General features: G+C 62.4%; 1 protein-coding gene. It reads right to left on the bottom strand.

The features are described 5' to 3' along the window. Positions 1-319 (bottom strand): SprB repeat-containing protein (locus tag E1J53_RS23910; RefSeq protein WP_173021636.1); only part of this gene is annotated, 319 nt, incomplete at both ends.

The following is a 319-nucleotide window of genomic DNA, read 5'->3' as shown; positions in this document are numbered from 1 at the left end:
CCGCCAACTACCGTCAGCGTGATCGTACCGTCGTCACTCGTACCGGCATCATCGTTACAGATGACGTCCGTCGTAACGCCCGTAGCCACCAGGGGCTCCGGCTGGTCGATGGTCACCGTCAGCTCGCCACTACAGCCAGCTGCGTCGGTAACCACTACCGTGTAAGTACCCGCAGCAAGGCCGCTAAGGTCTTCGGTCGTCGCGCCGTTGCTCCACGCATAGGTGTAGCTTCCGGAACCACCGCTGACCGTCAGGTCAACCGTTCCGTCGTCGCTCGTACCGGCGTCGTCATTACAGACAACGTCCGTCGTCGTGGCGC

Origin of the sequence: Lewinella sp. W8 (assembly GCF_004375085.3) — a bacterium.
Taxonomy (GTDB): domain Bacteria; phylum Bacteroidota; class Bacteroidia; order Chitinophagales; family Saprospiraceae; genus Neolewinella.
This window is presented reverse-complemented; position numbering and strand designations above follow the sequence as displayed.